This window comes from Actinosynnema sp. NPDC023794, assembly GCF_040639675.1.
GTDB lineage: Bacteria > Actinomycetota > Actinomycetes > Mycobacteriales > Pseudonocardiaceae > Actinosynnema > Actinosynnema luteola.
Window position 1 is genome coordinate 32,833 of sequence record NZ_JBFAFR010000011.1, and the last position, 22,584, is coordinate 55,416.

Sequence of the window (22,584 nt, forward strand, 5' to 3'; positions counted from 1 at the left end):
AGGCGCCGGGTCCGGACGGGTCGACGCGGGTCGGCCCGCCCGGACCCGGCGCTACTCGCACTGCTCGAGCAACGCCCGCAACGCGTCGGCGACCACCGCTCTCGTGTCCTCGTCCAACGGCTCCAGCAGCCGCGCGTACTGCCGCATGTGCTCGGCCAGCATCCCGTCCACCAACCGGCCGCCGCGGTCGGTCAGCGTGATCCGCACCAGCCGCCGGTCCGTGGCGTCGGGCACGCGCTCCACCAGGCCCTTGGCCTCCATCCGGTCGATCCGGTTGGTGATCGCGCCCGCCGTCACCAGCGACGCGGACAGGAACGCGCCCGCCGTCATGCCCTGCGTCGAGCCCGCCCGCCGCAACGTGGTCAACACGTCGAACTCTCCCGGCTCCAGCTCGAACCGGCCGGTGAACTCCCGCAACTCGCGCTCCAGCAGCCGCGCCAGCCGCGTCACCCGCGTCAGCACCGCCATCGGCGAGGTGTCCACGTCCGGGCGCTGCACCGACCACTGCGCCAACACCTGGTCGACCGCGTCCGCCATCACCCCTCCTGCCCCCCTCGACCCCGTGCCGGACGACCCGCCGCCCGGCGCCGCACCGACCGCGGCCCCCTTCGATCCGCACCACCCCACCGTATTCGTGATCGACAACGCGTGCGGGCGTCCCGGCGAAAACCCGCGCGACGGCCCACCGGCGTCCGCGCGCCCGGCCCAGTCGCGGACTCCGCTCGTCCGAGCTAATCCTGCGCCAACTCCTCGGTCGCCGTTCGTCCCAACGCCGCGGTCCGCCGCAGGAAATCCGCCACCAACGCCAGCTCGGCCTCGCTGTAGCCGGCGAACAGGCCGTCCAGCGAGGCGTTCATCCCCGAGTACAGCCCGAACAGCTCCGGGTTGCGCTCCTTGAGCGCGCGCACCGTCACCGCACGCCGGTCCGCCGCGTCCGGGTCGCGTTCCCGCGTGATCCACCCCGCCCGCTGCAACCGGTCGAGGATCCCGGTCAACGTCGCCGGGTGCAGCCCCGCGAGCCGCGCGAGCTCGCCCGGCGTCATCGCCCCGTGCTTGTGCACCAGCTCCAGGCAGTCCAGGTCGACGTCCTTGAGCTCGAGCCGCCGGGAGACCTGGTGGTTGAGCAGCGACAACTGGTTGCGCAGCTCCCGCAGCGCCTCCTTGATCGCCGCGCCGGTCCGCCGCCGGTCACGCGCCGCACCAGAACTTATGGAACTCATATGATATGGTCTCCGTATCGTATCCGATCCGCACGAAGTCTATCCGGGGGAACCGCTCATGACCGTCCTGGTGACCGGGGCGACCGGCCTCGTCGGCCGCCACCTCGTCCGACTGCTGACCGGGCCCGTGCGCGCCGTCAGCCGCGACCCGCGGGCCCGCGCGGGCGCCGCCGACCACGTCACGTTCGTCGACGACGACGACGACGACCCCGACCACCTGGCGGGCGTCACCGCCCTGTTCGTCCACCCGCGCGCCGTCGCCGACCCGGTCGCCCTCGTCGCCCGGGCCCGCGCCGCCGGCGTCGGCAAGGTCGTCGCGCTCTCCGCCCTCAACGTCGACGACGACCCCGCCGACCAGCCCTCCCGCCACCGCGGCGACCGCAACGCCGAAGCCGAGGCCGCCGTCGCCGGCAGCGGCCTGCCGTGGGTCAGCGTGCGCGCGGGGTCGTTCGCCTCGAACACGGCCACCGCCTGGGCGCACCAGATCCGCGCGGGCGACGTCGTGCGCGGCCCCTACGCCGACTTCGCCGAGGCGCCGCTGGACGAACGCGACCTCGCCGAGGTCATCGCCCACGCCCTGACCACCGACATGCTCGACGGCCGCCGCGTCGAGGTCACCGGACCCGGCTCCCACACCCACGCCGAACTCGTCGCGATCATCGGCGGCGTGCTCGGCCGCCCGCTGCGCCACCAGGAGGTCCCGCCCGGGCCGGCCGCCGACGGCATGGTCCGGGCCGGCCTGCCGCCCGCGTTCGTCCACGCCCTGATGGCCCGTTACGCCAGGGGAGCGGGCCTGCCCGCCGGCGTCACCGGCGAGGTCGACAAGATCCTCCGCCGCCCCGCCCGCACCTTCACCGAGTGGGTCGCCGACCACACCCGCCTGTTCACCGGAGAGCCCGCATGACCATCCTCGTCACCGGCGCGACCGGCACCGTCGGCCGCCACCTCGTCACCCACCTGCTCGCCGCCCGCCACCAGGTCCGGGCGCTGAGCCGCCACCCCGAGAACGCCGGCCTGCCCGCCGACGTCGAGGTCGTGCGCGGCGACACCACCGACGTCGACAGCCTCGCCGCCGCGTTCGCCGGCGCCACCGCCGCCCACCTGATCAACTTCGGGCACGGCTACCGGCCGCTGGGCAACGGCGAGCAGGTCGCCGCCGCCGCGCCGGCGTCGGCCGCGTCACCCTCCCGGGCGGCTGGGCCGAAGGCACCCTCGAACCCGCCGTCCGCGCGAGCGGTCCGGAGTGGACGCAGCTGCGCCCGCTGGAGTTCATGGCCAACACGCTGCCCGACTGGGGACCGCCGCTGCGCGCCGACGGCGTCATCCGCGAACCGCACGGCGACCGGCGCAGCGCCTGCGTCCACGAAGCCGACATCGCCGCCGTCGCCGCCACCGCGCTGACCACCGACGGCCACGCCGGGCAGACCAACACCCTCACCGGCCCCGAAGCGCTCACCCCGCGCGACAAGGTGCGCCACCTCGCCGACGCCACCGGCCGCGACCTGCGGTTCGAGGAACACACCCCGCAACAGGCCCGAGCCCTGTGGACCGCCGAACCGCCGTCGCCGCAGATCTACCGCGTCGCACCCGGCGGACCGGCGGAGAAGGCCGACTTCGTCATCGGGCTCTACGCGAACGTCCCCGAATCCGGTGCCACCGTCACCGACGTGGTCGAACGCGTCACCGGCCGCCCCGCCCGCACCTACGCCCAGTGGGCCGTCGAGCACGCCGACGCGTTCCGGGGGTGAGCCCTCGCCGTCGCCGGCTGCGCGACCCGACCCCTCGTCCGGGTTCGGGCTGCTCGCCGCGGGCACGCTCGCGCTACACCTGTCCGCCGGCTGAGAGGTGCAGGGTGATCGTGGTCCACGCGCCGACGTGGACCCGGTCGCCCGGCTCCAACGGGTGCGGCCGGTGGGGCGTCAACGGGGTGTCGCCCTCGTTGACCGTGGTCCCGTTCGTCGAACCCAGGTCCACCACCGCCCACCCGTCACCCGACACCACCAGCACCGCGTGGTGGTGCGACACACCCGGGTCCTCCGGCGGACCCACCAGGTCGATCCCCGGGAAGATGCCCCGCGACCGGCTCCGCCGCCCGATCGACACCTCCGGCCCCGCCAACCCGAACCGGCGCGGCGGGCAGAACCGCGGGAACGCCATCGCACTCGCGTCCGGCCCGCCCACCGCCACCACCCGCTCGAAGTACGCCCGGTCCGCCTCCACCGTCACGTGCCACGACACCGGCGCCGGCGGCCGCGACGGCGCCACGACCGGGTTCAACGAGTCCTGCCCGCACTCCTCGCAGAACCGACCCACCCGCACCGCGCCGCACGCCGCGCACGTCTCCTCCACGACCCGCGCCGGCGCGGACGGCCCGGACCCGGACGGCACCGGCGCGCCGCACACGTCGCAGTAGTCGTCGGTCGCCGAGTCGTGGCCGGCCGGGCAGGTCGCCATCCGCCTAGCCCTTCCCGACCCGCTTGGTCACCGTCGACCGGGTGTCCAGCGTCATCTCGTCCGCGTCGGCCACCCGCGCGCGCAGCTTCACCGTCCCCGTCCGCGGATCCTCCACCTCCACCACCCTGGCCAGCAGCTTCGCCGTGTCGGTGTTGCCCGACTCGTGCGCCAGCCGCACCGCGCGGCCCAGCTTCGCCGTCGCCCGACCCACGTCACCGGACTTGCGCGCCTCCAAACCGTCCCGGATCGCCTCCGCCAACTCCGCCTGCCCCGTGTAGTGGGCCACCTCGGAGCTGATCCGCGTCGACAACGCCGAGTCCCCGGTCCACACCGCCAACACCCGCCCCTGCCCCAGCACGTCACCCGACGGGCCCACCAGGCTCACCCGCGACGCCAGCATCCGGTCGCCCACTGCCGCCGGCCGCACCCGCACCCGCAGGTGGTAGTCGCGGCTCTCCGCGCCGCCCCACGCGCCCGTCGGGTACTCGCCCGTGCGCGGCCCCGACTCCACCCGCCGCCCGGTCAGGTCCCGCAACCCCGGCGACACCTGCTTCAGCGACACCACCCGCGCGCCCTCCGGCGTCCACAACCGCAACGACACGTCCGCCACCGCCTTGCCCATCGCCGCCACCGCCATGGACCGGAAGTCCGCGGCCAACCCGTCCGGGTCGGCCACGATGTCCACCGTCCCCAGCATCGCCTCCGCGATCCGGCGCAGCTCCGCCACCTGCCAGTCCGTGCCCACACCGCGGCAGTCGCACGTGAAGCGGCCCGCCACCGCGTCGAGCACCTTCGTCAACTGGCGTGGCGACTCGTGCTGGTTCTCGCCGTCGGTCAACAGGATCGCGTGCCGCGGCCCGCCCGCCCAGCCGGCGAACAGCTCGTCGGCGAGCGCCAGCCACCGGCCCATCGCCGTGCCGCCGTCGGCCCGCAACCGCCGCACCGCCTGCTTCGCCTCGGCCCGCGTCCGCTGATCCGCCACCACCAGCTCCCGCACCCGCGGGTAGACCACGCGCGCCGTGTCCGTGCCCGCCACCACCGCGAACCACACCCCGTCGCGCAACGCGTCGATCGCCGCCGCCGTCGCCTGCTTCGCCGCGACCAGCTTCGACGGCGGGTAGGCCATCGACGCCGACGTGTCCACGATGACCACCTCGGCGGCGTCCGCCGACACCACCTGCGCCGCGGCGCCCGTCGCGGTCACCGTGACGATCGCGTCGACGTCCGCGGCGCCGTCGGGCAGGTACTCGTTCTGGAACACCTCGACCGCGAACTCAAGCGCCATGCCCACCCCGCAGTTGGACGACGACCACCGTGATGTTGTCGTGCCCGCCGGCCTTCAACGCCACCTCCACCAGCTCCCGCGCCACCTCGATCGGCGGCACACCGCGCGGCAGCACCTCCAGCAGGTCCTCCGGCTCCGGCACGTAGTTCCACAACCCGTCGCTGCACAGCACCAGCAGCCCCGGCGTCTCCACCTTGAACGTCACCGTCTGCGGCGCCTCGACCCCGGAGTCCGCGCCCAACCACCGCGACAGCACGTGCGCCCGCCGGTCGGTCAGCGCCTCCTCCTCGGTCAGCACGCCCTCCGCCACCAACTGCGCCGCCCACGTGTCGTCCGTGGTCAACCGCGCCGCGCCCGCCTCGGCCACCAGGTAGGCGCGGCTGTCGCCGACCCACCCCACCGTCGCCGAATCGTCGGTCACCACCGCCGACACGAACGTGCAGGACGGCGCCACCTCCGCCGCCTCCGGCCGCGCCAACCGGCCCACCGCCTCGTTCGCCGCCACCACCGAGTCCGTCGTCGACGACTCGGCGTCCATCCCCGCCTGCAACCCCGTCAACAGCACGTCCGCCGCCGTGTCCACCGCCGTCTGCGACGCCTGCTCGGCCCGCTCCGACGACGCCACCCCGTCGCACACCACCACCGCGACACCACGTCCGCGCACCCGCCCGAACGCCATCGAGTCCTCGTTGCGCTGCCGCCGCTTGCCCCGGTCGCTGACCCCGGCCACCCCCGGCAGCACGAACTCCACGCGGTCCCGCGCCGACGGCCGCGCCCGACCGCACTGCTCGCAGAACCCGTCCGCGTCGAACTCCTCACCACCGCACGCGCACATCGGCGGCCACTGCGACCCCGGACCGCCCACCGGTGTCCGCTGCAGCCGCAGGTTGCGCCCGCACGCCTCGCAGAAGCGGTCCTGCGACGCCACCGGCGACGAGCACTCGGGACAGGATTCCATGATCACACCAACGTCCTGGGCCGGACCGCGTTCGCGCGGTCGACGAGAGCGATGCGTTCCTCCGGGGTGTCGGCCAGCCGCGCCAACTGCCGGTAGCAGCGCTCCAGGCCCGACCGCAGCCCCGACTCGCTCACCTCGCAGTCCAGCAGCCTCCCGCCGGGCGCCGCGCCGGCGCCCGGCAACGACTCCAACGCCACACCCAACAACTCCACGGTCAACCCGGCCCGCCTCGCCACGTCCAACTCCAACCCCGACAGCCTCGCACCGGCCGCCATCACCTCCGCCAACGCCTCCGCCCCGTCACCGGCCGCGCACTCCCGCGCCGCGCCCAACTGTGCCCGCACCGCCGCCACCTGCGCCGCCACGTGGTGGACCGACGTGTCCGGCACCGAGTGCAGCACCCGCACCGCCGCCTCCCGCTCGCCCCGCGCCACCAGCACCCTGGCCAGCCCGAACGCCGCCGACACGTACGCGTGATCGGTGCGCCACACCACCTCGTACCCGGCCGCCGCCGCCTCGGCGTCGCCCGACGCCTCCGCGCACACCGCCACCGCCAGCTTCGGCGCCGCCTCGCCCGGCAACGCGTCGCGCACCCGCTCGAACGCCGCCCGCGCCCGATCACCCCCGCCGTCGACCAACGCGGCCACACCCCGGTACCAGCCCGGCCGCCAGTCGTCCGGCACGGGCGTCCACGGGTCGTCCGGGTCGAACGGCGAGGCCAACGCGTCCAACTCGCCGACCGCCTCACGCACCCGGCCCGCCTCGATCAACGCCCGCACCACCTGCAACCGCACCTCCACCGTCTGCACCGGCGCCGCGCGCAACGCCGCCACCACCTGGTCCGGGTCACCCGTCGTCGCCGCCGTCGCCAGGAAACCCGCCGCCGCGTCGGACGTGTCCACCTGCGGCACCGGCAGACCCGTCGCCGCCGCCCGCACGTCCAGCCCGCCCTCCGTGCCGAACGCCCGCCGCTCCGGCGTGAACTGCCGCGACACACCCGGCCGCGGCGTGCCGTCCTGCTGCGCCAACACCTCCCGCAGCACACCGGTCAACTGCTCGGCCATCTCCTCCGCCGACCCGAACCGCTGCTCCGGATCACGGTGCGCGGCCCGCAGCAGGAACCGGTGGAACGAGTCGTGCCGGCGCAGCAACGGCTGCTCCTCCGGCGACGGCAACGACTCCTTGTAGCGGCCTCGGAAGTCGAACTGGAAGCTCATCACCGCCAACGCCCGACCCACCGTGTACAGGTCGGAGGCCACCGACGGGCCGTCCGTGCCGATCTCCGGCGCCTGGTAGCCGATCGTGCCGTAGATGGGGGAGTGCCGGTCGTCGATGCGCCGCACCGCGCCCAGGTCGATCAGCTTCAACTGCTCCTCGGTCTGGATCACGTTGTCCGGCTTGAAATCGCAGTACAGCAGGCCGACGTCGTGCAGGTAGCCCAACGCGGGCAGCACCTCGAGCGCGTAGGCGATCGCCTGCGCCACCGGCAGCGACTCGGTGCCCGTGCCGTCCGCCCGCAACTGCTTGATCATGTCCTTGACCGACGTGCCGCCCACGTACTCCATCACGATGTAGTCCACGAGCTCGCCGCTGGCCCGGTCGGCGTGCCGCACGAAGTTGTGGATCTTGACGATGGTGGGGTGCTCCACCTCGGCCAGGAACCGGCGCTCCGCCATCGCCGCCGCCATCGCGTCCGCGTCACCGGAGTCCAACAGGCCCTTCAACACCACCCACCGGTCGCTGACCGCGTGGTCGGCGGCCAGGTAGATCCAGCCGAGACCGCCGTGCGCCAGGCACCCCAGCACCTCGTACTGGTCGTGCAACACCTCGCCGGGCGCCAGCTTCGGCGTGAACGAGTAGTGGTGACCGCAGTGCGCGCAGAACCCCTCGACCCGACCGGGCCTGCCGTCCCGACCGCGCCCGACCTCCTTGCCGCAGCTGGAGCAGAACCGCTTCGCCTCCGGCACCTCCGGGTCGGCCAGCACGGCGGTCTTCGGATCCCGGTAGGGCACCCGGGGCACCTCGACCAACCCCGCGCCCAACCGCCCGCGCCCGGACGACCGGGTGGACGCCGACGCCCGACGCGCCCGCGCCGCCGACGCCCCCGCGATCGACCACGGCGCCGTGCCCGGCCCCGTCGAGGGACCTGTCGCGCGGTACGCGCCCGTGGCGGGCCCGCTGTCGGTGCCGGGCGCGGGGTAGGCGCCGGTGGCCGGCCCGCTGTCCGCGCCGACCTCGGCCCTACCGCCGGCTCCCGACCCGCCACGCCGACCACCGGCCGCACCGCTACCCGCGCCGCCCGCCGGACCACCGCCGCCCGGACCGGCCGCGGGACCGCGCGCAGCGCCGGCGGCCGGCGCGGTGGACGCCGGCACCGGCGCTTCCAGGCCGCACACGTCGCAGAAACCGTCGTCGTCGACCGTCCCGCCGCAGCCGGCACGTGGACACGTCCTCATCGGGCCTCCGTCCTGGCCAGCACCGCACGCTGGTACCGCAGCACCGCCACCGTCCCCGCGTTCAAGTCGCACGGTGCGCCGGACAGCACGTCACGAGCCCGCCGGTGCAGCGCCAGCAGCTCCGCGTCCTCGGCGAACCCGCGCCCGGCCGCCTTCGCCCGGTAGGCGTCCAACCGGCCGCGCAGCTCCGCACGCCGGTCCAGCGACCCGGTCAGGTGCGCCTCCACCTCCCGCGCCCGCGCCACGGCCGCGCCCACCGCCGTCTCCACGGCCGCCACGTCCGATTCCGCCACGTCCGGGAAACGTCCCCGCAGCCCGTCGAGTGCCCCGGCCACGTCCTCGGCGGGCACCGGCGGGTGGCCGCCTGCGATCTTCGCCACGACCTCCACCCGCACCTCGGCCGCCCGCGCCCGCACCGACTCCACCTCCGCGACCAGTCGCGACAGGGCCGCCACACGGGACGAGAACGTCCGGTGCAGCGCGCTCACCTCCGCCACCCGCGCGACCAGGTCCGCCACCGCGGGATCGGGTGTCAACGGGTCGGCCACCGCACGGGCCCGCGCCCGCGCCACCTCCGCACGCAGCCCCTCCGCCGCCGGCGAGTCGATCCCCGCGACCTGCCCGGCCAACGGCTCCAGCACCGCCAACCGCCGACCCCACGCCTCGTGCGCCTCCGTCAGCACCGCCATGACCTGCGCGTACTCCGACTTCATCCGCTCCACCAGCGCGCGCAACGTCACCTGCCGCGCCACCGGCCCGGTCAACGTCCGCGCCGACGCCTCCGGCAGCGCGATCGCAGGGCCGCGCAGCAACCGCGCCAACTCCGCCGGGTCGCGCGCGTCCGACGCCTGCCGCAGCAACGCGCGGTAGGCGTCGAACCACTCCCACAGCCGCACCATCCCGGCGTTCGCCGCCTCCCACCGCCGCGCCGACCCGCCCGTCAGCACGGCGCCGCGCAGCAACCGGTGGCCCGGGTGGTCCTCCATCGCCAGCAGCGACTCGGCCACCCGGTCGCTCTCCCGCTGGAACGCCGCCAGCTCCTCGTCCAGGGAGCCCATGTCAGTCCCGGTACACCGCGACGGGCGGGGCCGGGGGATCGCCGAGCCACCGCTGGTGGATCCGCGCCCACGTGCCGTCCGCCCGCAGCCGCTCCAGCAGCGCGTTGACGAACCGCACGAAGTCCTCGTCGGCCTTCGGGAACGCCATCCCGTACGGCTCGGCGGCGAACTGCGGACCCACCACCTTCGTGTAGGGGTCCTGCGCGGCGAACCCGGCCAGGATCGTGTCGTCCGTGGAGATCGCGTCCACCTGGCCCTGCTGCAGCATCACCAGGCAGTCCGTCCAGTGCGTCACCGACACCGGCACCGGCCGCGACGCCGCGGCGGCCACGTTGGCCAGCGAGCTCGACCCCTTCGTCGCGCACACCCGCTTGCCGCCGAGCGACTCGATGCCCGTGGCGTCGGAGTTCGACGGCACCAGCACCCGCTGCCCCGCCTGCAGGTACACCGTCGAGAAGTTCACCTTCTGCCAACGCTCGCAGGTCGTCGTCATGGTCCGCACCACGATGTCGACCTCGTGCCGCTCCAACGTCGGTATCCGCTGCTCGGAGGTCAGCACCTTGAACTGGATCGCGCCCGGGTCGCCGAAGACCGCCCGCGCGACCTCGCGCGCGAGGTCGACGTCGAAGCCCTCCAGCTCGCCGGAGAAGGGGTTGCGGAACCCCATCAGGTACGTGTTCTGGTCCGCGCCGACGACCAGCCGGCCGCGCGCCTGGATGTCCGCCATGGTCGACCCGGCCGGCATCTGCCCCGGCGGCGGCAGCGGCCCGGTCGGGCGCAGGCTCGCCGTCGGGTCGCACGACGCCGGCGGCACGTCCGCCGTGCCGGGCGGCTCGGTCAGCTCCACCGCCTCCGCCGGACGTGGCGGCATCGGCGAACCACCGCCGATCGGCGGCGCGCCACTGGGCACCGGCGCGCACGCCGCCAGCACCACGACGAGCACCGCGAGCAGCCGTTTCATCGGTACTCCTTCAGCCGCTGCCACAACCCGAACACCGAGGCCGCCGCCGCCAGCAACGCCAGCACCACCACCGCGGGCACCACGCCGCCCAACGCGGCCCGCGCCCGTCCGATCGCGTCGGTCAACTCCGCCCGCGCCGCGCCGATCGCCTCCACCAGGTCCGAGTCCAACGCGTCGAACGCCGTGGCCGCGCCCTGCCCGTCCCGACCCAGCGCCAACGCCACCGCCGCCGTGTAGTCGCCGTCGTCGTCGGCCCGGCGGACCTCGCGGTGCGCGTCCCGCCACCGGGCGTGGTGCTCCGCCGCCTCGACCACCGGCGGCGTCGGGTTCATCACCCGCACCCGGCCCAGCAGGTCGTCCAGCACCTTGTCGGCCTCGACGTACTCCGCCTCGTAGGTCGTGCCGCTGCCGCGCGCCACCAGCGTCAACGTCTCGTCGCCGCGCGCGGTCAGCGTCGCGATCCGGGCCCGCGCGAGCAGGTCGACCACCGTGGCCTCGCTCTTGCTCGCCGAGGCGTTGTAGACCACCAGCAGGCTCGCCGCCAGCACCCACAGCAGCGAGACCGCGGTCAACGCGGTCGCCACCACCAGCCCCGGGTTGAGCACCCGGTTCGTCCGACGGGTCAGGTACCGCTGCGCGAACACCAGCACCACCAGCACGAGCACACCCAGCAGGAGCTCCGGCCACGGCAGCGACCCGGCGTCCTCCAGGTCGCGCACCACCTTGCCGGTCTCCACCCCGTACAGCTCACGCGCCGCGGGCAGCAGCCGCGTCTGCATCAACGCCGACGCCTCGCGCAGGTACGCCGCGCCCACCGGGTTGCCCTGCCGGTTGTGCGCGCGGGCCGTCTCGACCAGGCCCGTGTACACCGGCAGCTGGCCCGACAACGTCGACAGCGCCTCGGTGAGCTCGGGGGAGCGGGTGATCTCGCTGGTCGCCGCCGACAACGCCGCGGCGGCCTTCGCCACGTCCGCCTCGTACCGGCCGCGCAGCGTGGTCGACTCCACCCCGCCGGACAGGAACGCGCTCGACGCCGTGGCGTCCGCGTCGGCCATCGCCCGGTAGACCTCCTGGGCGGCGAACGCCAGCGGCTCGCTGCGGTCGGCCAACGCCTCCAGCGCGTCCGACCGGCGCTGCACCGACGTCGCGGTCAACGCCCCGACCAGCAGGCTCACCACCACCAGCAGCAGGGCCAGCAGGCTCAGCCTGCCCGGCGTGCTGCGCGCAAGACCCGTCACCCGGCGCAGGGCGCCGCGGTTCCGCTGAGCCTCGACCAGCACGACCGCCCCCTTCCCGAGGTGATCGGCGCCACTCGCCGCTCAGACAGCGTAGATCGAAATTCCACCAATCGGGACGCGAACGGACCCGACCGGCCGGCACGCGCCCACCGGTTCGAGCTCATCGGGTGACGCGATCACCCCCGACGGAGCCGGGCGCGCACCTCCATCAGGGCCTCGCCCAGCAGGTTCAGCCCCAGCCAGGACGCGGGGTCGGCCGCCCGCTCGTCGTCGGCGGCCAGGCCGATGCCCCACACCCGGTCCAGCGGGCTCGCCTCCACCAACACCCGGTCGCCGGTGGCCAGCAGGAACTCGCGCAGGTCGTCGTGCGCGCCGAACTTCGCCAGGTTGCCCCGCACCACGATGTCGAGCCGGTGCGCCACCCACCGGTCCTCGGCGAACCCGCGCACCCGGCGGCCCAGCGCCTTCGCCTCGGCGGGCGTGCGCGCCGCGAGCACCCGGTCCGCGGTGTCCTCGTCGCCGAACAGCAGCGCCTTGCCGCGCATCATGAAGTGCTCGGCGGTCCGGTAGGTGTGCCCGTCGACCGTGAACGGCGCCTCCCACCACTGGCTCAGGCACTGCTTGCCGACCGGTGCGCCCGGCCGCGCCTCGTGCCCCCAGAAGAACAGGTACTTGGTCACGGCGCAGACGGTGCCACAGCCTCCTCCGACGAGGGCATGATTTCCGGCGGCGGGCGACGGGGACTAGCGCGGCGGCAGGGGGAGGGGCAGCGCGGGCAGGCCGTCCATGCTGACCGCGTTGAAGTCCTTGCCCTCGCAGTACGCGGCGAACTCCTCGTCCGTCTTGCGGCCGAAGTACTCCTCGTGCAGCGTCCGCTCGCCCCGGTAGTCCATGAACGGCACGGCGAAGCCGCACGTGTCGCTGATCAGCTTCGCGGTCACCACGACAACCGCGCGCAACGCCGGCCCGTCAGCGTCACCGAACCCCGCCACCAGCTCCGCGAACCTCGGGTCGTCCCGGAACACCGGCTCACCCGTGCCGTGCACGCGCACGATGTTCGGCGGACCGTCGAACGCGCACCACATGAGGGTGATCCGCCCGTTCTCCCGCAGGTGGGCGATGGTCTCGGCGTGGCTGCCGCCGAAGTCCAGGTACGCCACCCGCCGCTCGTCGAGCACCCGCCACGTGCCGCGGCGGCCCTTCGGTGACAGGTTCACGTGTCCGTCGGCGGCCAGCGGCGCGGTCGCGGTGAAGAACACCGGCTGCGCCTCGATGAACTCGCGCAGGCGTCCTTCGATCCGTTCATAGGTCTTCCCCATGACCGCCAGTATCGCCGACGACCCGGTAGCGCCGGACGTCGCTGTGCTTCAGACCGGCGAACGAGTGCACCCGCCGCCAGGGCTCCGACACGCCCACCGACCCGTTGCCGCGGGCCATCGCGTCCTCGTGCGCCCGCGCCGTGGTCCACTCCGCGTAGTTCAGCACCCGCAGCCCGTCCAGGCTCACGTGGAAGTGCGCCGAGATCCCGCCCGGGTGCAGGTCCTCCTCGGCGGCCAACGCCGTGAACACCAGGTCGACCCACTCCTCGGCGACGCCGGGCCGGTCGAACCGCACCGACACCAGCACCACGCACCCGACCGTCCGGTCGTCCCCGGCCTCACGACCGGACCGGTACCGCCGGTAGGCGACCGCGTCGTCCACCTCCACCGCACCCGACCACTGCGAATAGGTCACCACACCGCCACCGTCCACCTGCTCCAGCCACCGGGCGTCCAGCAGACCGTCCGGCCGGGGCTCGAACGGCACGCGACGGCGGTGGACGAGGACGAGTTCGGCGTCGGGTCGAGTCAGCTCCATGCCGGCGACGCTAGGCGCGACGCGCCGACGCCCGAATCAGTCAGATGACCGGGAACGTTGTTGCACATGGCCGGCGACAACGCCCAGACTCCCGCCATGACCTCCGAGATCCGGCGTTCCCTGGTCCAGCACTCCCTGCTCCGCCAGGACCCGCACGCGGTGCTGCGCCGCGTGCTCGACCGCGTCGAGCCCGGTCTCGCCTTGGACGAGCCGACCACGCGGTTGGAACAACGGATCGCCGACCTGCTCGGCAAACCCGCCGCCCTGTTCTTCCCGACCGGCACCATGGCGCAGCAGACCGCGCTGCGCGTGCACGCCGAACGCACCGGCCGCCGCACGTTCGCCGCACACCCCCAGAGCCACCTCGCGGTCTGGGAGGAACAGGGGTACAGCGCGGTGCACGGCCTGCGCCACAAGGCCGTCGGCGACCGCGAGAACCTGATCACCCCGGACGACCTCGCCGAAGTCCGCGAACCGCTCGCCGCCCTGCTCCTCGAACTGCCCCAACGCGACCTCGGCGGCCTCCTGCCCACCTGGGACGACCTGGTCGCGCAGACGACGTGGGCACGCGACCGCGGCGCCGCGGCGCACATGGACGGCGCCCGGCTGTGGGAGGCGCAGACCTACTACGACCGGCCGTTCGCCGAGATCGCCGACCTGTTCGACACCGTCTACGTCTCCCTCTACAAGGGCCTCGAAGGCGTGCGCGGCGCGGTGCTGGCGGGCGACCGGGAGACCGTCGACGCCGCGTCGGTGTGGCGGCGCAGGCTCGGCGGCGCGACACCGGACTCGTGGCCGGCCGCCGTGACCGCCCTGATGGGGCTCGACGAGGTGCTGCCCAGGATGGCCGAGTTCCGCGACCACGCGGTGGCCGTCGCCGCCGCGATCAACGCCGACGGGTACGCGACCACCCGCCCGCTGGTGCCGCAGACGCCGATGTTCCACGTCCACCTCCCCGCGCCGAAGGACGCCGTCGCCGCCGCGGCCGAGCGGATCCTCGCCGAGAGCGGCGTCGAGCTGCCGCGGCGGCCCAGGTCCTCGTCCGACCCCTCGCGGTGCAGCATCGAGCTGACCGTCGGCGTCGTGTCGCTCGACTTCACCCCGCGGGAGGTGGCCGACCTGATCCGGCGACTGCGCTGAGCCGACGGCGCAGCAGGTCGCGCTCGGCGTCGTTGCCCGCCAGCTCCAACGCCCGCCGGTACGCCCGCGCCGCCTCCGGATCCCGACCGAGGCGGCGCAGCAGATCCGCGCGCACGGCGTGGAACAGGTGGTAGCCCGCCATCGACGAGCGACCCGACGCGCTGCCCGACGCCAGGCCGTCGACCAGCGCCAACGCCGCCTCCGGCCCGTCGACCTCGGCCACCGCGACGGCCCGGTTCAACGCCACCACGGGGCTCGGCGTCAACGCGAGCAGGTGGTCGTAGAGCAGCACGACCTGCCGCCAGTCCGTCGGCGGCGGGTCGCTGTGCACCGCGTTGATCGCCGCCTGCACCTGGTAGGGACCGGGCCGGTTGCGGCGCAGGCACCGCCGCACCAGCTCCCGCCCCTCGGCCACCATCGCCCGGTCCCAGCGCGAGCGGTCCTGGTCGGCCAACCGCACCAGGCGACCGTCCGGGCCGGCGCGCGCCGGGCTCCGGCCGTGCACCAGCAGCATCAACGCCAGCAGCCCGACGACCTCCGGCTCGTCGGGCATCAGCTCCGCCAGCACCCGCCCGAGCCGCACCGCCTCCGAGCACAGGTCCCCGCGCACCAGCTCCCCGCCCGAACTGGCCGAGTACCCCTCGTTGAACACCAGGTACACCACCGCCAGCACCGCACGCAGCCGGTCGGGCAGCTCCGCCTCGCCCGGCACCCGGTACGGGATCCGCGCGTCCCGGATCTTCGCCTTCGCGCGCACCAGCCGCTGCGCCATCGTCGGCTCCGGCACCAGGAACGCCCGCGCGATCTCCGCCGTGGACAGCCCGCCGAGCAGCCGCAACGTCAACGCCACCCGGGCCGCCTGGTTCAACGCCGGGTGACAGCACGTGAAGATCAACCGCAGGCGGTCGTCACCCACCGCGTCCACCTCCACGCGCTCGTCACGGGCGTGCAGCAACGCGGCCTGGGCCTGCCGGGAGTCCCGAGTGGACTCCCGGCGCAGCCTGTCGATCGCCCGGTTGCGGGCCGTGGTGATGATCCAGCCCGCCGGGCTCGGAGGCACACCGGTCTCCGGCCACCGCCGCACGGCCTCGGCGAACGCGTCCTGGACCGCCTCCTCGGCGACGTCGATGTCACCGAAGACGCGGACCAGGACCGCCACCGACCGGCCGTACTCCGCCCGGAAGACCCGCTCGACCGCCGTCACGTCAGCCGACGAAGTCCTGGAACGGCCGCACCTCGACCGGCAGCGTGCACGCCACGCTCATCCGCCGACCCCACTCCAGGGCCGCGTCCAGGTCCGGGACGTCGATGATGTTGAACCCGCCGATGTGCTCCTTGCTCTCGGTGAACGGCCCGTCGGTCACGACCAGCTCGCCGTTCGCGTCCGGCCGCAGCGTGGTCGCCGTCTCCGGGGCGTGCAGACCGCCCGCGAACACCCACACACCGGCCTCCCGCATGTCGGCGTCCACCGCCTGGACGTCCTTCATGATCCGCTCCAGGGCCTCCGGCTCGGGGATGTCGTAGCCGGCCGGCTCGATCACGCTGATCAGGTACTGGGTCATCTCGTGCTCCTCAGGTCGGGGTGTCTCCGCACCCCCTACACGAACGGCGGAGCACCACATCGACACGACGCGGGGGAATTCCCGAGGGGAAATCCCGGGAGGAATTCTCAGGGCAGCACGACGAGCTTGCCGACCCGGCGGCCGTGCTCCAGGTCGTCGTGCGCCTGCCGGATCTCCTCCAACCGGTAGACCGTGGTCGGGCCGAGCGACACCTCACCGCCCGCGACCTGGTCGAGGAACCGTTGCAGCACCTCCGCGGGCAGGTCCGAGCTCTCGCCGCCGTACGCGGTCAGCCGCACGCCCTTGGGCAGGTACCCGATCGGGTAGAAGTCCGGCACGACCCACTCGTTCGACAGCATCCCGGTGAAGCACACCGTGCCGTGCACCCTCGTCGCCGCCAGCGTGTCCGGCAACGTGGGCGTGCCGACCAGCTCCAACGCCGCGTCCACCCCGTCGGGGAACAGCTCGCGCACCCGGTCGGCCACCGTGCCGTCGTCCACCAGCGGGTGCGCCACGCCGTGCTCGCGCAGCACGTCGAGCCGCTCCGCGCGGCGGGTCGTGGCCAGCACCGTCGCGCCGATGTCGTTGGCCAGCGCGGTGGTGGCGAACCCGAGCGCCGACGTGCCGCCGCGGATCAGCAGCGACTGGCCCGCCCGCAGGTCCAGGCCCGTGGTCAGCGAGCCGTACGCGGTCTGCAACGTCTCCGGCACCGCGCCCAGCACCTCCCACGGCAGGTCCGAGGCGAACGGGATCAGCAGCTCGCGCGGCACGACGGTGTACTCGGCGTACCCGCCGTCGAACACCCGCCCCATGCCGCCCATCATCGCCGCCACCCGCTGCCCGGGCGGCAGGTCGCAGTCGCTGTCCACCACGCCCACCGCCTCGATGCCCGGCACGCGCGGGAACGTCACGCCCTCCGCCAGGCCCAACCGGGTGTGCAGCTCGGACCGGTTCAGCCCGAACGCGCCCACCTTCACCCGCACCCACCCCGGCGGCGGCTGCGGCACCGGCAGCTCCGCCACGGCCAGGTTCTCCACCGGACCGGGCCCGCTCAGCACGACCGCGCGCATCGACCCGGTCATCCCTGGTGCTCCAGGACCACGTTCAGCACCCGCACCAACTCCTCCCGCTCGGCCGCGGACAACGGCGCCAGCAGCGACTCCTGAGCCTGCCCCACCACGCGGTCCAGGTGACGCAGGTGGGCCACACCCGACGGGGTGATGGTCACGATGTTGCGCCGCTTGTCGTCCGGATCCGGGCGGCGCTCCACGACGCCCTTCTCCGCCAACTCGTTCACGGTGGCCACCACGTCGCTGCGGTCCAGCCCGCCCCGCCGCCCGAGCTCCGCCTGGCTGGCCGGGCCGAACTCGTCCAACGCGGCCAGCAGCGAGTAGTGGTAGCGCCGCGCGCCGACCGCGCCCAGCGCCTCCGACACGAGCCGCGCCGCGTGCGTCGTGGCCTGGCCGAGCAGCCAACTCGTCGTGCCGCGCAGCCGCCGGGGCGCGCCTGAGGTCTCCATGCGACCGCATCCTACCGACTTGTTGGCCCTGCCAACGATGAATGGTCGCGGACCCGCACATGGCGAAGGCGAGGAGTAAAACCACTCCTCGCCATTCTCAACTTATAGCGCACCGGGGGTCTTGCGGCAAGACCCGGGTCGTGCCGCACACTCTCCACTCGAAGGCGGGACCTGCGCAAACGCGGGGTTCGGCGGAAAAGCGGAATCGACCGAAATGCGATTCATGGTCAAACAGGGGGTTTCATGATCGACGTGATCGTCGTCGGCGGCGGACCGACCGGCCTGATGCTGGCCGGCGAACTGCGGCTGCACGACGTGCACGTGCTCGTGCTGGACAAGGAGACCGAGCCGACGACAGTCGTCCGGGCACTCGGCCTGCACGCCCGCAGCGTCGAGGTGATGGACCAGCGCGGCCTGCTGGAGCGGTTCCTCGCCCTCGGGCAGCGGCACCCGATCGGCGGGTTCTTCGCCGGCATCCCCAAGCCGCCGCCGCACGGGCTCGACACCGCGCACCCGTACGTCCTCGGCATCCCGCAGCCGACCACCGACCGCCTGCTCGCCGAACGCGCCACCGGACTCGGCGCCGAGCTCCGACGCGGCAGCGAGCTGGTCGGGCTGAGCCAGGACGACGACGGCGTGACCGTCGAGCTGGCCGACGGCGCCCGGCTGCGCGCCCGCTACCTCGTCGGCTGCGACGGCGGTCGCAGCACGGTGCGCAAGCTGCTCGGCGTGGACTTCCCCGGCGAGCCGAGCAGGACCGAGACGCTGCTGGGCGAGATGGAGGTGACCGCGCCACCGGAGACGGTGACCGCCGTGGTGGCCGAGGTCCGCAAGACGCAGACCCGGTTCGGCCTCATGCCCCTCGGGGACGGGGCGCACCGCGTCATCGTGCCCGCCGAAGGGGTGGCCGAGGACCGCACGGTGCCGCCGACCCTGGAGGAGTTCAAGCGGCAGCTGCGGGTGGTCGCGGGCACCGACTTCGGCGTGCGCTCGCCGCGCTGGCTCTCCCGCTTCGGCGACGCCACCCGGCAGGCCGAGCGCTACCGGACCGGCCGGGTCCTGCTGGCCGGCGACGCCGCGCACGTCCACCCGCCGGTCGGCGGGCAGGGGCTCAACCTCGGTGTCCAGGACGCGTTCAACCTGGGCTGGAAGCTGGCCGCCGAGGTCGACGGCTGGGCGCCGGAGGGACTGCTGGACAGCTACCACGCCGAACGGCACCCGGTGGCCGCCGCCGTGCTGGACAACACGCGGGCGCAGATGCAGCTGATGTCCCTCGAACCGGGAGCACAGGCGGTGCGCCGGTTGTTGTCGGAGCTGATGGACTTCGACGAGGTGAACCGCCACCTGACCGAGAAGATCACCGCGACCGCGATCCGCTACGACTTCGGCGAGGGGCACGAGTTGCTCGGCCGACGTCTGCGCGACGTGCAGCTCAAGCACGGGCGCCTCTACGGGCTGATGCACGACGGACGCGGCCTGCTGCTCGACCAGACCGGCCGGCTCTCCGTCGCGGGCTGGGCGGACCGCGTCGACCACGTCGTCGACGTCAGCGAGGAACTCGACGCGCCCGCCGTGCTGCTGCGACCGGACGGGCACGTGGCGTGGGTCGGCGAAGACCAGGACGACCTGGTCGGCCACCTGCCCACGTGGTTCGGCGCCGCCGCCTGACCACCCGGACGTCGGGCAGGCCCCTCGCGACGCGGCCTGCCCGACGTCCGATCAGGCGTGCCCGCCGACCGACACCGTGCCGACGGTCAGCTCCGGCCGTCCCTCCATGAACTCGCCGACCCACGCCACCTCCCGGTCCAGCTCGGCCGCGTGCGCCCGCGACAGCGGCGCGAACGGCTCCACCGTGACCACGATCCGCCGACCCGACCGCTTCTGGTGCCACACCCCGGCCACCACGCCGTCCACCAGCAGCACCGGGAAGTTCCCCGCCTGCCCGCCCGACAACGCCCGCTCGGCCGCCCGACCCGGGAACACCACCTCGCGCGGGTGGCTGCCCACCACGTACGCGTCGAAGTAGGGGAGCAGCCGCACCCCGGCCGGCGGCTCGTCCGGCCACGACGTGTCGCCGCGCACCACCCACCCGCCGTCCACCCGCTCCAGGTCGGCCCGCTCGAACACCCCGTCCACCCACCGTTTCGGCGCCGCCAGCCACTTCGCGAAGTGCGCCTGCGTCGCCGGCCCGTAGGACCGCAGGTAGGCGTGCAGCAGTTCGACCGCGCCGTCCGCGGCCGGCGCGAAACCCGGCAGCCACCGCTGCGGGCTCGTGTAGGCGGTCTTGCGGCCCTTGTTCGGCGCGAAGCACATCGCGCCGAGGTTCGACGCCACGCCCATCGCCTCCACCCACCGCGGCCACGGTGTCCCGCCGAACGCCTCCATCACCCGGTCGCCCGCCCACGCGCCGGTGCGCGCGACGACCGCCTCGGTCAACTCGTCACCGGTCAGCTCGTCGTCCCGCAACGCGTCCGCGATCGCCGCCACCACCTCGGCCGCCTGCTGCTCGGTCAGCAACCGCAGCTTCTGCGGCAACTGCGCCAACGCACCCGCCCACATCGGCAGGTCCGCCGCGGGCAGCAGGTGCACCGTGCCGCGCGGCCCGCGCGTCTTCACCAACGTCCGGTCCACCCACAACGCGTCCCGCACCTGCTGCCGGGTCAGGGTCGTGCGGACCCCGATCGACACCTCCGCCGCCGACATCACCTGGGCGTGCGCGCCGCACATCGCCCGCACCACCGCCGCCGGGTCGGCCGACGGGGCCAGCAACGAGTGCCGGCGCAACCGCCGACCGATCACCCGGTTCACCGCACCTTCCCGAAGAACGCGCGCACCTCGGCCGCGAACGCGCCGGGCACCTCCATCGCCACGAAGTGCCCGCCGGGCCTTTCCCCCGGCCAGTGCACGATGTCGTTGTGCCGGTCGGCCAGCCGCCGGATCGCGGGCGGACCGCTGTAGACGCCCGTCGGCACCAACTTCTGCCCTTCCGGCCACCCGAACCGCTCGTTGTCGTACATGAACCACGACGAGGACCCCGCCGTGCCGGTCAGCCAGTACAAGGTCGCGTTGACCAGCAGCAGGTCGCGGTCGATGGCCAGTTCCGGCGAGTCCACCGTGATCGTGAACTCCTGGAACTTCTGCATCAGCCACGCCAACCACGCCACCGGCGAGTCGTGCCACCCCAGCGCGAAAGTCTGCGGCGCGGCCCGCAGCAACGCGTGGTGGTCGACGCCCGCGCCGGCCCACTCCTGCATCTGGTCGTGGAACACCCGCTCATCCTCGGTCAGCTCGGGCAGGTCCGCCTCGGTCGGGAACCCCAGACCGCCGTTCACGAACACCCCGACCACGTGCTCCGGCGCGGCCTTCGCCACCTCCGGCGCGATGTAGGCGCCGAGGTCACCTCCCTGCACGCCGTACCGCCCGTACCCCAGCCGCGCCATCAGCCCGGCGAACAGCCGGCCCGCGCGGGCGACGTCGAACGGCCCGGTCGGCTTCCCGGAGAACCCGAAGCCCGGGATGCTCGGCACCACCACGTGGAAGTCCCGCAGGTGCTCCAGCGCGTCCACGAACTCGACGAACGTGTTCGGCCACCCGTGCACCAGCAGCAGCGGCAGCGCGTCGGCGTCGTCGCTGCGCACGTGCAGGAAGTGCACGTCCAGCCCGTCGACCTCCGTGGTGAACTGCGGGAAGGCGTTCAACCGCGCCTCGTGCGCCCGCCAGTCGAACCCCGTGCGCCAGTGCTCGGCCAGGTCGCGCAGGTAGTCCACCGGCACGCCGCGCTCCCACCCGTCGCCGGGCAGCGGCTCCACCCAGCGGGCACGGGCGAGGCGGTCGGCGAGGTCGTCCAGGTCGGCCTGCGGCACGGCGATGCGGAACTCTTCGATCTCGGTCACGACACCGACCCTAGGAGCCGGGTAGGACAGGATCCGTCCTAGATCGACCCCGGATGCCCGAACTGGGCGATCCGCAGCCCGCCCTCGACCACCACCGTGTCGACCAACCGGAAACCCAGCCCTTCGTACAACGCGATGGCGGGCGCGTTCGCCGCACCCGTCGACACGATCGCCGGCCCGCCCTCGGCCAGCACCTGCTCCACCAGCCGTCTGGCGAACCCGAGCCGGAAGTGGCTCGGCGCCACGCACAGCCGGTCGATGTCCAGCACGCCGTCGACCTTCGCGTAGCCGACGAACGCCACCAGGTCGTTGTCGACGTACCCGCCGAGCCACCGCAGCGGCAGTCTCCGGATGTCGTCCACCGACTCGTGCAACCCGGGTATCGTCGAGCTCCCGATCAACTCCGCCTCGACCGCGTACGACTGCGTCGCGATCCGGTGCACGGCCTTCGCCGTGGCGTCGTCGGTGAGGTCCAGGGGAACGATCATGCGGTCATCCTTTCCCACGAGGTGATCCGCCGGTTACCCGGTCCGATCGACCGCCGAACGCCGTGTTCGCCGGTCGGTGGCGTCGAACCACCGGGGCAGCGGGTCTGCTCCGGGATCACGCAAGCTGCGAGTAGACCCACTTCCGCGTCCCGAACTAGCTTCGTGCGACGAGCCGGCCGGAGGGGAAGAAATGGTCGAGATCACCGCATCCTCGACATCATCACGCTCTACCGGCTCACCGGGACAGGCGGCTCGTCCGCCCAGTTCCACTACGAGAGTTGCGACCGCGGCGGGAACTTCGCCGCGATGGAGGAACCCGACCTGTTCATCGGGGACGTGCGGGAATTCCGCCACAAGCTGAAGCTTGGTTGAGGTCTGCGCAAGCGTGGAGATGGCAGTCCACAAGTATGCGGAGATGATTGACAGGGCGGCTGCCGAACTGGCACGGACGGTCGTGAACCAGCGGCGTGTCGCGCTCTCCACCCCCATGGGCGG

General features: G+C 73.7%; 24 protein-coding genes and 1 pseudogene. 6 read left to right on the top strand and 19 right to left on the bottom strand.

The annotated features are described in order from the left end of the window. Positions 1–51: 51 nt before the first annotated feature. Both AB0H12_RS22815 and AB0H12_RS22820 read right to left on the bottom strand, forming a co-directional pair. Positions 52–537 (bottom strand): MarR family winged helix-turn-helix transcriptional regulator, encoded by a 486-nt coding sequence (locus AB0H12_RS22815; protein WP_499625013.1) that lies wholly within the window; start codon positions 535–537, stop codon positions 52–54. A 194-nt stretch (positions 538–731) separates the two neighbouring features. Continuing rightward, on the bottom strand, positions 732–1,220 hold the full coding sequence (locus AB0H12_RS22820; protein WP_499625015.1) for a MarR family transcriptional regulator: 489 nt from the start codon (positions 1,218–1,220) through the stop codon (positions 732–734). Positions 1,221–1,278: 58 nt separating this feature from the next. Here AB0H12_RS22820 and AB0H12_RS22825 point away from each other — a divergent pair, with 58 nt between their 5' ends. The 3 genes and pseudogenes from AB0H12_RS22825 to AB0H12_RS22835 all read left to right on the top strand — a co-directional run bounded on the left by AB0H12_RS22825 (position 1,279) and on the right by AB0H12_RS22835 (position 2,968). Then, entirely contained in the window at positions 1,279–2,124 is an 846-nt protein-coding gene (locus AB0H12_RS22825; protein ID WP_499625017.1) for an NmrA family NAD(P)-binding protein, read from the top strand. Then, positions 2,121–2,321, top strand: a pseudogene (locus tag AB0H12_RS22830) (SDR family oxidoreductase); the annotation flags it as partial. The gene AB0H12_RS22825 and the pseudogene AB0H12_RS22830, both read left to right, overlap by 4 nt. Before the next feature lie 170 nt (positions 2,322–2,491). Continuing rightward, on the top strand, positions 2,492–2,968 hold the full coding sequence (locus tag AB0H12_RS22835) for a Rossmann-fold NAD(P)-binding domain-containing protein (protein ID WP_499625018.1): 477 nt from the start codon (positions 2,492–2,494) through the stop codon (positions 2,966–2,968). A 73-nt stretch (positions 2,969–3,041) separates the two neighbouring features. Here the strand turns inward: AB0H12_RS22835 and AB0H12_RS22840 are convergent, their stop codons facing one another. The 10 genes from AB0H12_RS22840 to AB0H12_RS22885 all read right to left on the bottom strand — a co-directional run bounded on the left by AB0H12_RS22840 (position 3,042) and on the right by AB0H12_RS22885 (position 13,487). Continuing rightward, complete coding sequence (locus tag AB0H12_RS22840; RefSeq protein ID WP_499625020.1) at positions 3,042–3,674, bottom strand: FHA domain-containing protein; 633 nt, start codon at positions 3,672–3,674, stop codon at positions 3,042–3,044. Positions 3,675–3,678: 4 nt separating this feature from the next. Continuing rightward, the gene (locus tag AB0H12_RS22845; protein WP_499625022.1) at positions 3,679–4,959 is read right to left on the bottom strand and encodes a vWA domain-containing protein; all 1,281 of its coding nucleotides are present in this window, start codon (positions 4,957–4,959) and stop codon (positions 3,679–3,681) included. Next, positions 4,949–5,917: a PP2C family protein-serine/threonine phosphatase gene (locus AB0H12_RS22850; RefSeq protein WP_499625024.1), complete on the bottom strand. Its 969-nt coding sequence runs from the start codon at positions 5,915–5,917 to the stop codon at positions 4,949–4,951. Before AB0H12_RS22850 ends, AB0H12_RS22845 begins: the two co-directional genes overlap by 11 nt. Before the next feature lie 2 nt (positions 5,918–5,919). Continuing rightward, on the bottom strand, positions 5,920–8,373 hold the full coding sequence (locus tag AB0H12_RS22855; RefSeq protein ID WP_499625026.1) for a serine/threonine-protein kinase: 2,454 nt from the start codon (positions 8,371–8,373) through the stop codon (positions 5,920–5,922). Beyond that, positions 8,370–9,431 (bottom strand): hypothetical protein, encoded by a 1,062-nt coding sequence (locus AB0H12_RS22860; protein ID WP_499625028.1) that lies wholly within the window; start codon positions 9,429–9,431, stop codon positions 8,370–8,372. The genes AB0H12_RS22855 and AB0H12_RS22860 overlap by 4 nt, the downstream gene beginning before the upstream one ends. Position 9,432: 1 nt before the next feature. Further along, positions 9,433–10,392 (bottom strand): glutamate ABC transporter substrate-binding protein, encoded by a 960-nt coding sequence (locus AB0H12_RS22865; protein ID WP_499625030.1) that lies wholly within the window; start codon positions 10,390–10,392, stop codon positions 9,433–9,435. Beyond that, positions 10,389–11,672, bottom strand: coding sequence for a GlnX family signal transduction membrane protein (locus AB0H12_RS22870; RefSeq protein WP_499625032.1), 1,284 nt, complete (start codon positions 11,670–11,672; stop codon positions 10,389–10,391). The genes AB0H12_RS22865 and AB0H12_RS22870 overlap by 4 nt, the downstream gene beginning before the upstream one ends. A 134-nt stretch (positions 11,673–11,806) precedes the next feature. Continuing rightward, entirely contained in the window at positions 11,807–12,310 is a 504-nt protein-coding gene (gene ybiA, locus AB0H12_RS22875; RefSeq protein WP_499625034.1) for a riboflavin biosynthesis intermediates N-glycosidase, read from the bottom strand. A gap of 63 nt (positions 12,311–12,373) precedes the next feature. Next, positions 12,374–12,949: a pyridoxamine 5'-phosphate oxidase family protein gene (locus AB0H12_RS22880; protein ID WP_499625036.1), complete on the bottom strand. Its 576-nt coding sequence runs from the start codon at positions 12,947–12,949 to the stop codon at positions 12,374–12,376. Then, the gene (locus tag AB0H12_RS22885; RefSeq protein ID WP_499625038.1) at positions 12,933–13,487 is read right to left on the bottom strand and encodes a hypothetical protein; all 555 of its coding nucleotides are present in this window, start codon (positions 13,485–13,487) and stop codon (positions 12,933–12,935) included. The genes AB0H12_RS22880 and AB0H12_RS22885 overlap by 17 nt, the downstream gene beginning before the upstream one ends. Before the next feature lie 96 nt (positions 13,488–13,583). Between AB0H12_RS22885 and AB0H12_RS22890 the strand changes: the two genes are divergently transcribed. Continuing rightward, positions 13,584–14,627 carry a threonine aldolase family protein gene (locus AB0H12_RS22890; protein WP_499625039.1) on the top strand — a complete coding sequence of 348 codons (1,044 nt, stop codon included), beginning with the start codon at positions 13,584–13,586 and terminating at the stop codon, positions 14,625–14,627. Here AB0H12_RS22890 and AB0H12_RS22895 read toward each other — a convergent pair. From AB0H12_RS22895 to AB0H12_RS22910, 4 genes are all read right to left on the bottom strand, one after another. Then, entirely contained in the window at positions 14,584–15,831 is a 1,248-nt protein-coding gene (locus AB0H12_RS22895; protein WP_499625041.1) for an RNA polymerase sigma factor, read from the bottom strand. The two genes, AB0H12_RS22890 and AB0H12_RS22895, sit on opposite strands and share 44 nt — an antisense overlap. A gap of 1 nt (position 15,832) precedes the next feature. Then, positions 15,833–16,189: a YciI family protein gene (locus AB0H12_RS22900; RefSeq protein ID WP_499625043.1), complete on the bottom strand. Its 357-nt coding sequence runs from the start codon at positions 16,187–16,189 to the stop codon at positions 15,833–15,835. A 107-nt stretch (positions 16,190–16,296) separates the two neighbouring features. After that, the gene (locus AB0H12_RS22905) at positions 16,297–17,259 is read right to left on the bottom strand and encodes a zinc-binding dehydrogenase (RefSeq protein WP_499625354.1); all 963 of its coding nucleotides are present in this window, start codon (positions 17,257–17,259) and stop codon (positions 16,297–16,299) included. 8 nt (positions 17,260–17,267) lie between these two features. After that, positions 17,268–17,708, bottom strand: coding sequence for a MarR family winged helix-turn-helix transcriptional regulator (locus AB0H12_RS22910; protein WP_499625045.1), 441 nt, complete (start codon positions 17,706–17,708; stop codon positions 17,268–17,270). Between the two features lie 243 nt (positions 17,709–17,951). Here AB0H12_RS22910 and rox point away from each other — a divergent pair, with 243 nt between their 5' ends. Continuing rightward, positions 17,952–19,376, top strand: a complete 1,425-nt coding sequence (rox, locus tag AB0H12_RS22915; protein ID WP_499625047.1) for a rifampin monooxygenase — start codon at positions 17,952–17,954, stop codon at positions 19,374–19,376. Between the two features lie 51 nt (positions 19,377–19,427). On the opposite strand, the gene AB0H12_RS22920 is transcribed toward rox, so the two are convergent. Genes AB0H12_RS22920 through AB0H12_RS22930 form a run of 3 tightly spaced genes read right to left on the bottom strand, consistent with a single transcriptional unit; the run spans position 19,428 to position 22,089 of the window. Further along, on the bottom strand, positions 19,428–20,516 hold the full coding sequence (locus AB0H12_RS22920; protein WP_499625048.1) for a winged helix DNA-binding domain-containing protein: 1,089 nt from the start codon (positions 20,514–20,516) through the stop codon (positions 19,428–19,430). Then, the gene (locus AB0H12_RS22925) at positions 20,513–21,601 is read right to left on the bottom strand and encodes an epoxide hydrolase family protein (RefSeq protein WP_499625050.1); all 1,089 of its coding nucleotides are present in this window, start codon (positions 21,599–21,601) and stop codon (positions 20,513–20,515) included. Before AB0H12_RS22925 ends, AB0H12_RS22920 begins: the two co-directional genes overlap by 4 nt. 38 nt (positions 21,602–21,639) lie before the next feature. After that, on the bottom strand, positions 21,640–22,089 hold the full coding sequence (locus AB0H12_RS22930; protein WP_499625052.1) for a GNAT family N-acetyltransferase: 450 nt from the start codon (positions 22,087–22,089) through the stop codon (positions 21,640–21,642). 162 nt (positions 22,090–22,251) lie between these two features. Between AB0H12_RS22930 and AB0H12_RS22935 the strand changes: the two genes are divergently transcribed. Then, a complete protein-coding gene (locus AB0H12_RS22935) occupies positions 22,252–22,461 on the top strand; it encodes a hypothetical protein (protein WP_499625054.1) in 210 nt (69 codons plus the stop codon). Positions 22,462–22,584: the final 123 nt, after the last annotated feature.